Annotated in this window: 9 protein-coding genes and 1 pseudogene; 1 reads left to right on the top strand and 9 read right to left on the bottom strand. The window is 64.6% G+C overall.

What is annotated here, in order from left to right:
- From ABIC90_RS27050 to dpgA, 7 genes and pseudogenes are all read right to left on the bottom strand, one after another.
- A pseudogene (locus ABIC90_RS27050) lies at window positions 1-209 on the bottom strand (efflux RND transporter periplasmic adaptor subunit); the annotation flags it as partial.
- Between the two features lie 512 nt (window positions 210-721).
- Window positions 722-940 carry an MbtH family protein gene (locus ABIC90_RS27055; RefSeq protein WP_354359774.1) on the bottom strand — a complete coding sequence of 73 codons (219 nt, stop codon included), beginning with the start codon at window positions 938-940 and terminating at the stop codon, window positions 722-724.
- A gap of 115 nt (window positions 941-1,055) precedes the next feature.
- The gene (locus ABIC90_RS27060; protein WP_354359776.1) at window positions 1,056-2,705 is read right to left on the bottom strand and encodes a cyclic peptide export ABC transporter; all 1,650 of its coding nucleotides are present in this window, start codon (window positions 2,703-2,705) and stop codon (window positions 1,056-1,058) included.
- Window positions 2,706-2,766: 61 nt separating this feature from the next.
- On the bottom strand, window positions 2,767-4,092 hold the full coding sequence (locus ABIC90_RS27065; protein WP_354359778.1) for a PLP-dependent aminotransferase family protein: 1,326 nt from the start codon (window positions 4,090-4,092) through the stop codon (window positions 2,767-2,769).
- A 10-nt stretch (window positions 4,093-4,102) separates the two neighbouring features.
- Window positions 4,103-5,401 (bottom strand): (3,5-dihydroxyphenyl)acetyl-CoA 1,2-dioxygenase DpgC, encoded by a 1,299-nt coding sequence (gene dpgC, locus ABIC90_RS27070; protein WP_354359780.1) that lies wholly within the window; start codon window positions 5,399-5,401, stop codon window positions 4,103-4,105.
- A gap of 17 nt (window positions 5,402-5,418) precedes the next feature.
- Window positions 5,419-6,147: an enoyl-CoA-hydratase DpgB gene (gene dpgB, locus ABIC90_RS27075; RefSeq protein WP_354359782.1), complete on the bottom strand. Its 729-nt coding sequence runs from the start codon at window positions 6,145-6,147 to the stop codon at window positions 5,419-5,421.
- A 45-nt stretch (window positions 6,148-6,192) separates the two neighbouring features.
- Window positions 6,193-7,287 carry a 3,5-dihydroxyphenylacetyl-CoA synthase DpgA gene (dpgA, locus tag ABIC90_RS27080; RefSeq protein ID WP_354359784.1) on the bottom strand — a complete coding sequence of 365 codons (1,095 nt, stop codon included), beginning with the start codon at window positions 7,285-7,287 and terminating at the stop codon, window positions 6,193-6,195.
- 380 nt (window positions 7,288-7,667) lie between these two features.
- Between dpgA and dpgD the strand changes: the two genes are divergently transcribed.
- A complete protein-coding gene (dpgD, locus tag ABIC90_RS27085; protein ID WP_354359786.1) occupies window positions 7,668-8,609 on the top strand; it encodes an enoyl-CoA-hydratase DpgD in 942 nt (313 codons plus the stop codon).
- A 176-nt stretch (window positions 8,610-8,785) separates the two neighbouring features.
- Here dpgD and ABIC90_RS27090 read toward each other — a convergent pair whose 3' ends face one another.
- Window positions 8,786-9,124 (bottom strand): hypothetical protein, encoded by a 339-nt coding sequence (locus ABIC90_RS27090; RefSeq protein ID WP_354359788.1) that lies wholly within the window; start codon window positions 9,122-9,124, stop codon window positions 8,786-8,788.
- A 52-nt stretch (window positions 9,125-9,176) separates the two neighbouring features.
- Window positions 9,177-9,513: NAD-binding protein (locus tag ABIC90_RS27095; protein WP_354359790.1), on the bottom strand; the 337-nt coding region annotated here is incomplete at its 5' end.

The following is a 9,513-nucleotide window of genomic DNA, read 5'->3' on the forward strand; positions in this document are numbered from 1 at the left end:
GCTACCGGGGTGACAGTGCCCAGGGCTTCGAGCTGCACCGGAATGTCGGCCTGGCGCGCGGTGGCGACGCCGACCGTGCTGGAAGCCGCGCCACCACCGCCGCCCCCTCTTCCGCCGGGGCCGGCCACCGGGGTCTTGGAGCGCTGGACCAGGTACCAAGCGCCGCCTCCCAGCGCCGCGAGCAGCAGCAGGCTTAGCAACCACCCCATCCACCGGCGCCTGCGTGCCGGTGGATGCGTGGGCGACACGGTGGACGGCAGGGGCTCGGGGGGAGTTTGGGGGTCCATGGGGGATGCGTGCGAAGGGTGCAGAGGTGCGGCCTGGAGTCGTATCGCGGCAGTTCGTTCGGATGCTGGTCGGAGCCGAAGGGATCGGTGAGGATGCTGGCATCGGCGGACTTGATGCGCAGGAAGGCATGTCCGAAGTGGCGGACACGAACGCTGCCGTGCGGCGGTACGCGTGGTGCCTGAAACCAGATGCTCTTTTTCGGCTGCGCGGCGTCTCGTCTACGTCCTCGAACCAGATGAAAAGTCTCCGCACCGGCGCCGATATTCACCGCTCCGGATCACGTGCACGCTCGCCGCAGGCGAGATGCTGCTGCTCAACACCTGACGTGCATGCACGCCACGGCGAACTGGACGCCGCGTTCCGGTTCACGCGAGGTGCTTGCCAAAGATGGGCGGGGGGCCGGGCTCAGCGCCAACCTACCGCCCTCCTCTGTTCAGTGCAGATGTCCGGCGTCGGACTCGCGCAGACTCTTGGGCCGCATGTCGGTCCAGTTGGCCTTCACGTACTCGAGGCAGGGCGACTTGGTATCCGGACCGAACACCACCGTCCAACCCTGCGGCACCGGGGAGTAGTCCGGCCACAGCGAGTATTGTTCCTCGTGGTTGATTACCACCACGTAGCGCTGGTCTTGATCGTCGTCTTGGTTGGCCATGTGCTCTCTCTTTCAGTTGAGTGTCGGCGGCAGCTGTTATTCGCACCGATTGCGGTGTGGGGGCGCCAGCCGCGCGTAAGAGCGCCCGCGTTGAAAAAATCCGATGTCGTGCGCGCTATGCATTGCTTGCCAACGCTCCAAGGTGTGCAGCGTCGGGAGCCTCATGCAGGCGACCGCAGTCCAGGGTGACGATGCGGTCGGCGCAGTGCCAGTAGCGGTCGTCGTGGGTCACGACGATCAAGGTCTTGCCCCGGCGCTTGAGCTGCGGCAGCAGTTCAAGGTAGAACTTTTCTCGGAAGCCGCGGTCCTGATCGGCCGTGATCTCATCCAGGATCAGGATGTCGCGGTCATCGAGGCAAGACTGCAGAAAGGCGAGCCTCTTGCGCTGGCCTTGGGACAGATCGATCGATGAGAGGACCCCATCGCGGTAATCGACCTTGGCATCCAGCTCCACCTTGCGAAGCCAGCGCACTACATCCGCCGGATCGGCCTGCCGGCCCTGGTCGTCGATGACATGCGAGAACAGCATGAAGTCGAAAAATACCGCAGAGAAGCGACTGCGATGACGCTCCAGCTCGTCTCGGCCAACCGGCAGTCCATCGACGCTGATCGTGCCGGAGGCCGGCAACATCAGACCGCACAAAAGCAGAAGCAGCGTCGATTTGCCACTGCCGTTTCCGCCGCTGATGAACAGAGTCTGGCCGCGCGCTATCTGCAGATCGATAGGGCCTAGCTGGTAGCCGGTGGTCGCCGCATCTGGATAGGCATAGGTCACGCCCTCAAGCGCCATGCTCTGCCAGTTGTCCGGCGTCGCCGTGGTTTTCGGCGGCGATGGATCGAGGCCGCGTTCGAGGTCGAGCCCGAGGCTTTCGAGGTGTCGCATGCTCGACGTCCCGCTGCTGAACTGCGCGCCCAGATCGAAGATCGACTGGATCGGTCCGCTGAGAAACAGTCCCGCGATCACGAACTGCAGAATCAAGGTCTGGCTTTCGCCGAGCCACCAGCCGCCGGCCAGGATGGCGGCAAGAACCCAGCCGTGAGCGATCACATCGCCGAATGCATTGATGATGCCCCAGATGAGCCCGGTCCTGTAGTGCGCCTCACGCGAACATTCGATCGCGGGCGCCAACTGCACCGTCGAGAAGTGCGAGGCGCGCGGCTGGATCAGCGTGAGTTCTTTTTTCCCCTCCACCAGCGTACGCATCAGTTTGTACAGCGACTCGTCGGCGCTGCGCATCTTGTCGAAGGATTTGTTCGTCAGGCGCTGCGTGATATAGAACAACGTGCCGGACAACGCAATGAAGGGGGCGACGACGGCGAACATCGCTGGCGAGAGATGAATCAGGTAGCCCATGCCGAGGACGGCGAGCAGCACATTGCTCAGCAGCGAGGGCGCGACCTGTACCAGCGGTGCAAGGCGAGCGATGTCGCCGATCAGCGCACCGAAGATGGCGTGCTTGCGCTGGAGCAGGTGCTCGGGGTCCAGGGCCAGGAAGCGCTGACTCAGATCGTGGCGAAGTTCGGCCATCAGGCGGCTCCCGAACGCAGCGACGACACGTGCGCTCAGCGACCGCACGAGCAGCATGGCGAGCAGCAGGCCGCAACCCTGAAGTGCGACCTCGGCCCCGGCGCCCCGCGTGGCTTCGCCGGCGCGCTCGTTGAGGAACCTGAGCAGCAGGATCGAGATTCCCGCCGTCAGGCCCGAGAGGGCCGACAGCAGGACGAGAGTTCTCGCATGCGCGCGAATGTAGCGTCTGATCAGCATCGTCTAGCACCTGCGCTGCACAGCTGCCGCAGCATGTTGTCTATGGCTGCGCTCGTCGTCCTCATGCGCAAACCCTGGCATCGCGCAGGAAACAGGCGAGACGCGCCGCGCCTTCGTCAATCTGCGCATCGGTGAGATAGCTGCAGGACAGGCGAAGCTCGTGCTGTCCGCCACCGCCCAGGTAGAACAGGGACATCGGTGTCCACAGTACGCCGTACTCGCGGGCGGACACCTCGAGCAGAGCCGCATCCACGACCGCGGGCACGCGCACGCGCACGAAGAATCCGCCGCTGGGGTGGTTCCACGATGGCGCGCCTTCACGGCGGTCTCCCACGTGACGCGTCAGCGCAGCAAGCAACGTATCGAGACGTGCCCGGTAGTAGCTGCCCTTGGCGCGACCCAGATTGCTCAGCGAAACGCCGTGCTTGAGCAGCATGCCCCCGACGATCGCCTGGCACACCGGGGACGTGTTGACCGTGGTCATGCTCTTCAAGGTGGCCAGCGCATCCGCCAGCAAGGTCCCGCCTTCCACGCGCTGGTCGGCGACCACGAAGCCGACCCTCACGCCCGGCATCGCGATCTTCGCGAAGGTTCCCATGTGGAGCACCCTGCCAGCCCGGTCGAGGGCCTTCAGCGTGGGCACCGTCTCTTCGTCCTCTGCGGTGAAGCCGTAGGTGGCGTCCTCGAACAGGAACAGATCCTGCTCGGCGGCCAGGGCAAGCAGGGCCTCGCGCCGTGCCCGCGTCATCAGCGCGCCTGAGGGGTTGGCATGGTCGGGCGCGACATATACCGCGCGTACGCGCTGGCCCGCGAGGCGAAGACGGGTACAGAGCGCGCGCAATTCGGTCACGTCGAGACCTTCACCATCCTCATCGACGGGATGCACATCGATCCCGAGCACGCGCGCCGCACCAACCGCCCCCGCAAAGCACGGCTGCGCGACGACCAGGACGTCGGCGGGACTGCTGTAGATGGCCCGCAGGGCCAGCAGCATTGCTTCCTGGAAACCGACAGTCACCACAATGGCGGCGGGCGGGACTTCGATGCCCTGATCGCGCGCCAGCGCATCGGCGATCAAGCCATTGATGATGCCCCGAGAGGGCCCGTACTGAAACAGCCGCCGGCGCACCTGCGCCACGGACAGTCCTTCGACGCTGCACAGGTGCGCAACATAGGTTTCGAGATCGGCCGCGACGTCGATCGGCTCGAGCAGCGCAGGCGCCGGCGCTCCCGGCGCGAACGAAATTGCCTCGGGGAAACGGTCGATGATTTCGTTGAGGAAGTTGATCGCACCGAGGACGGGCTCACCCAGCGATGGATGAAGGGCACTGCGAGCAAGCTCGTGCGTTGGCATGACCGGGGCCGGATCACGTTCGGCGGCCTTCATGAGCGTCGTTTCAGGCATAGCGCGCGTGCAGCCGCGAGAGCACGTCGGGAGCATGGATGCGGCGAGCCTGCTCGAGTGCGAACTCTGCCATGTACGCGCGGAACTGATCGAGTGACTCCTCGGCCATTCGCAGCATGCGCCGGTTCGGCACGATTGCATCGCTGCGCATCTGCTTCGCGGCGGCGGTGATGGCGGCTTCCATGTGGGCTTCTTCGACGACCTCATCCACGAGCAGCGCCGCATCCGGCTCTTCCGCGTGCACGACGCGTCCGCGCAGGATCATGTCGCGCGCCAGCCGATTGCCAGCACGCATCGGAAGGCGCAAGTTGGCCAGGCCGGGGATGATGCCTTCGTTGGCGGCGGGCAGCACGAAATGTGTGCCGCGGCTGGCCACGACGTGGTCGAAAACCAGCATCAACTGCAGCCCGCCTCCAATGGCGAACGAATCAACCGCGGCGATCCATGGCTTCTCGACTGTCGTCCCGCCGGCGGAGTCGTGCGCCGCGAGGCCGCGTAGCCCATGACGAATCTTGTTCACGTAGCCGAACTCGCGCCCCAGCAGAAAATCGATGTATGAAATTCGGCCGGCGTACAGGTGCTTGAGATTGATGCCCGAACAGAACACGCGCCTGCCGCGATACTTGGGATGCGACATGACTCCGCCGCGCACGACTCCCACACGTACCTCGGCGTCGAGCAGTGCGAGGTCGACGCATACCTCCAGGCCGACTGCAAGCTCGTTGTCTTCGGCGTTCAGATGGGCGTCGTTGCATACGGTCAGGTGCGCCACTTCGCCGCGGCGCTCGATGTGAACCGGCCCGACTTCGGCACGGCCGCTCTGGCGGAACGACGTCAGCAACTCGAGCGAGCGTGGCAGCGGATGCAGCATGCTCTCCACGAGATGCGCGCCACAGCGTGCGTCGCGCAGCACGCCTTGCACGAAGATGCCCTGCTCGATTTCCCAGCCTTCCTTTTGCGCTTGCAGGCGGCCGGACTCCGCGGCCCATTGCGCCGGTGTAGCGAACAAGGCTGGGGTATGTTCGGCGGCCGCGCGAACGAGTTCCGCCAGCCGAAGCGGCACGGTGCAGTCGACAGTCAACTGATCGTAGAGCCACGCACCGTGTCGCGCCATGAATGCCGTTCGGGCTGCTCGGCAGCGGGCATGCGAAGAGGCGGAAATCTTGTGTTGCTCGGTGTCTCGCTCGATCGGCGGAGGCAGCGCGGCGAGGAATGCCTGCTCGGCGAGGACCACTTCGGCGAGCTCTTGCAACGCATCCTGCGGAATGGTTGCGACGCGCGCCTCGTGCATGTGGGTTGGGGCTCGAATCATGCCGCTGCCCGCTTGCTCGATGACTCCCCGGAGCCTTCGGCACGATTGCCGGCAGCCGCGCGGCGGCGCAGTTCTACGTCACAAGCAGCCAGATGCGATCCGAGCACCTCTTCATACGTCCCTTGCTGACTCTCCGCAATCAGCAAGCGGCGTGCGGGCACGGCCGCGAAATCGAAACCCCGCAATCCTTCGATGAACACATCGGCGGCCTCGTCCGCATTTGCGGCAACTTCATCGATGACGCCGAGTTGCAGGGCTTGCGCCGCTTGGAGCGGCGCCGGGAAGACGAAGAGCCGTCTTGCGGCGCAAGGCCCCTGGCGATGCACCAGGCGGTGCAGCGCCATGCCCGGCCAACTGGCGCCTGCCGCACACAGGCGGTCGAGCCTGAAATCATGTGCCGCGATGCGGTGATCCGCAGCCGTCAACAGTTCGAGAGCCAAGCCGCCACATCCGCCTGAGACGACTGCGACGCTGACGCCGGCAAGACGGCTCAAGCGATTCATGGCCTGTTCCCACCGGTTCACCTGGTTCACGCGCACGTCGCCCGGCCAGGCCACAGTGGCATCGGTACCGCGGATGCGAATGAGGAGTACGGCAGGCGACGGGCCGTCGTCGACGTCATCGCAAGCAGCACGCACGGCACTTGCGAGATCGTCCGAAAGCGGCAACCCGCTGTCGATGTCAAGGTGGACTAGGCGCAGTGCCAACGTCGGAGCAAGATTCACTGCAGAACCCCTGGAGCCAAGAATTGATGCTTCATATGTTTCGCGTCACCACTGGATCAATGCTGTTTCGATCGACGATCCAGGCCCCATGGTCATCAGCACGCCATGATCGCCTTGCTGCACCCGCCCCTCCTGTAGCAGCCTCGAATAGGAAAAAAGGAACGAGCCGCTCGAGAGATTTCCGTGGTCGCGCAGCACGCTCAACGTATGCCTCATGTCAAACGAGGTGAGCTGCAGGTTCGCTTTGATCGCGTCGATTACTTTTTTTCCGCCGGAATGGACAATCCAGTGCGCCACGTCCCGCTGGTTCACGGAGGTGCCTTCGAGCAGCCGCCCAACGACTTCAGGCACATGAGACCCGACCACATAGGGCACGTCACGATCAAGCCGAAACCGGAACTTGCCGTGGTCCGGGTCCCATTCGAAGCGCATGGCATCCAGCGCTTCGGGGATGACCGAACACGCGAACTTGCGCAGCACCGGACCCGTGTCCTCCGCATTGCCGGCGCGGATGGCCACTGCCGCCGAGCCATCGCCGAAGAGACTGTTCACGACCGCCGTCTCGGTGGTGTCGCCATTCACGTACGCAGCCGAACAGACCTCGATGCACACCAGCACAGCCAGTTGCCCGGGGTTGGCTCGGGCCCACGCGGATGCCGCGCTGAGCGCGTTGATGCCGGCGTTGCACCCCATGCCGACGACGTCCAGCCGTGCGCAATCGCGCCGCAGGCCCAGCCGATGGATGAGCAGTGAACTGAATCCGGGCGTCAGCAATCCCGTGGTGGTCACGCAGCAAAGATGGCGAATGTCCTGCAGCGCAAACCCGCCCGCCTCGAGGCACGCCCGCAGGGACTGTTCGCCAATCTCCAAGCCAACCTTGGAGTGCTTGTCGAGCAGTTGGGCTTGCGTCTCGTCGCGCACGGCGCCGCTCTCGTCGAGCGACGGCAGGACCAAGTTGCGGCGCTCGATGGCATTGTTCAGGAAGATGTGTGCTTTGCGGCGATCGTTGTTGCCGAAACGGTCCAACACTTCCTGTTGGGTATGCACGGCGTCGGGCCCTGCTGTTCCGACGGCGAGCATGCGTGCCTCGGGGCGCGGAGTGGAATTGGCACCGACAGGGTGCCAGGACGGATTGGACAAAGGCTGCTCTCCATCTGTTTGCGCGCGATGCACTCAGGTTCGCAGCGGTTCACCGGGGTGAGCGCTGCGTTCCATTTGATGCCTGCAAGAATGCACGGGGTGCCGCATCGCCTCTTGCTCGGACGGGACTTTGGATTGCCTCGGTGCGCCAGCGGGTCTGCGACCGTCCAGGGGTTGCTTTCGCGTGGTACGCGGCATGCAGGCGACGCGCTCGGCAAGAGTCATTGCGCAGACCACTCAAGTAGCGAATGTCGGAGCAAGCGGGAGAGATCACCGCGGGTTGTACTCGTCATGCGCAGCATTGCCGAGGCTGGCCGCCGATGTCGCCCGCTGACGCCTGGAGTCAAGCGCCAGTCGTCTCAAATCAAGATCGCTGGCCGATGCCGAAGGAGCATGGAAACATTGATCTACTCCAGACGGCTGTGGATCAATGCTTCCGGGTGGCGCATGGGGTTCTGTTGACCGGGGCTTGCAGCACCAACAAGGTTTTCAGCGAAGGGGAATGGATTGTGTTGGAACCTGACCAGAAACAGCCGAAAGTTATCTACGATCGACAGGGCCGTGTGGCGCGCATCACGATCAACCGTCCCGAGGTTTTGAATGCAATGGATCTCGCCACGCACGAGGCGCTGAGTGCCGCCCTGGACGACTTTGAGCGGGACGATGGGCTCTGGGTGGCCGTGCTGAGCGGCGCGGGCGACCGCGCGTTTTCCGCGGGTCAGGACCTGAAGGAGTTGAAGCGCCGTCAGGAAACCGGCGTTGCACCTACAAGTTTCGGCAGCCGAGGTCTACCTGGATGGCCCCGCCTGACAGAGCGCTTCGGATTGGCAAAGCCTGTGGTCGCCCGTGTCAACGGATTGGCACTGGGAGGGGGATTCGAGTTGGCACTGGCCTGCGACATTGTGGTCGCGGCCTCACACGCCGAGTTTGCACTGCCGGAGGCACGCCTGGGTCTTATTCCGGGCGCGGGAGGCGTATTCCGGTTGAGCCGCCAGCTGCCTTATCGGACCGCCATGGGCTACCTTATGACGGGTCGGCGCTTGAGCGCCGATCGTGCTTACGAACTTGGCCTCGTCAATGCGGTCGTGCCTGCGACCGAGCTAGACGCCTGCGTGCAGCAATGGGTCGACGAACTGTTGAGCTGCGCGCCATTGTCTCTGCGAGCCATCAAGGAGGCTGCAGCCCGCTCGGCAACGATGCCATTGGCCGATGCCTTTGTAGCTCGCTACGAATGGGAGGAGCGGCGCCGTGCGAGTCGCGACTGTCAGGAAGGACCTGCCGCGTTCGTCGAGAAGCGCCCCCCGCGATGGTCGGGTGAATGATCGGCGTCATGTGATTCTGATTGCATGTCGATCTTCACCGACTGGAGTCGGCGTGCAGTTCATCGCCAGCGGTTCACGCGGTTCGCCTGGCGGTTGAAGACGGTGAGTCAGGGCGGCCATTGTGCCGGGGGCCGTCGCCGCATGCGCTCGAAGCGCGTCAATACCCGCTCGCGCCTTCACGCCTTGGGGAGCGCGAACTCCTCGGCGCTGAAAACCGTATGGAACACGCTGCCGTCGAACATCTCCAGCAGGCCCTTGGACACCTCGCGGCTCTCGTAGCGAACGGGTGAATCGAGCGCGCGTGCGATGTCTTCGCGCGTGGCATAGCGAATCGCCAGCACCATCGCGAGCTCCGGGTCGGCGACATCGCTTTCCAGCTGGCGCAGCACGCGCACCTCGAGTGCACCGGGAAAGCGGGTCCACAGCGGCACGAGCTTGTCGTGCACGTAGCGGGTAAAGGCCTCTTCCAGGCCGGGTTTGACCTGTCCTTTGAAAAACGCGCAGCGAATGAACATGGATTCCTTTTTGTGTGGTGTTCGGTCGGGGGGAGCGTGAATCGGTGCGCGTTCAGTCGCGGGCATAGCCGTTGAACTGCCGCATCATGGCCGCGGTGTCTTCGGCGCCCAGCCCGGCCGCCACCAGCGTGCGATGCAGCTCCGAGACCGCACCGGTCAGCGGCAGCGGCAGGCGCTGGCCCTGCGCAAAACCCTGCACCGCTTCGAGGTCCTTGAGCATGTTGTCGATGCGGCCCGTGGGCGTGTAGTCGCGCGCGGCCATCTTGGGTCCGAACTCGCGCAGGATCTGGCTGTCGGCCCGGCCGCCGGCAAGGGCCGCAGGCAGCTTCGATGCGTCGACGCCGCCGGCTTCGGCCAGGCGCACCGCCTCGGCCACGGCCTGGAAGCCG

It is taken from the genome of Variovorax boronicumulans, assembly GCF_040544675.1.
GTDB lineage: Bacteria > Pseudomonadota > Gammaproteobacteria > Burkholderiales > Burkholderiaceae_C > Variovorax > Variovorax boronicumulans_D.

Bases quoted from the DNA above. Each gene is read 5' to 3' on its own strand.
- ABIC90_RS27055 (WP_354359774.1), bottom strand. From the start codon at position 940: ATGGCCAACCAAGACGACGATCAAGACCAGCGCTACGTGGTGGTAATC.
- ABIC90_RS27060 (WP_354359776.1), bottom strand. From the start codon at position 2,705: ATGCTGATCAGACGCTACATTCGCGCGCATGCGAGAACTCTCGTCCTG.
- dpgC (WP_354359780.1), bottom strand. From the start codon at position 5,401: ATGCACGAGGCGCGCGTCGCAACCATTCCGCAGGATGCGTTGCAAGAG.
- ABIC90_RS27090 (WP_354359788.1), bottom strand. From the start codon at position 9,124: ATGTTCATTCGCTGCGCGTTTTTCAAAGGACAGGTCAAACCCGGCCTG.
- ABIC90_RS27065 (WP_354359778.1), bottom strand. From the start codon at position 4,092: ATGAAGGCCGCCGAACGTGATCCGGCCCCGGTCATGCCAACGCACGAG.
- dpgD (WP_354359786.1), top strand. From the start codon at position 7,668: ATGCCGAAGGAGCATGGAAACATTGATCTACTCCAGACGGCTGTGGAT.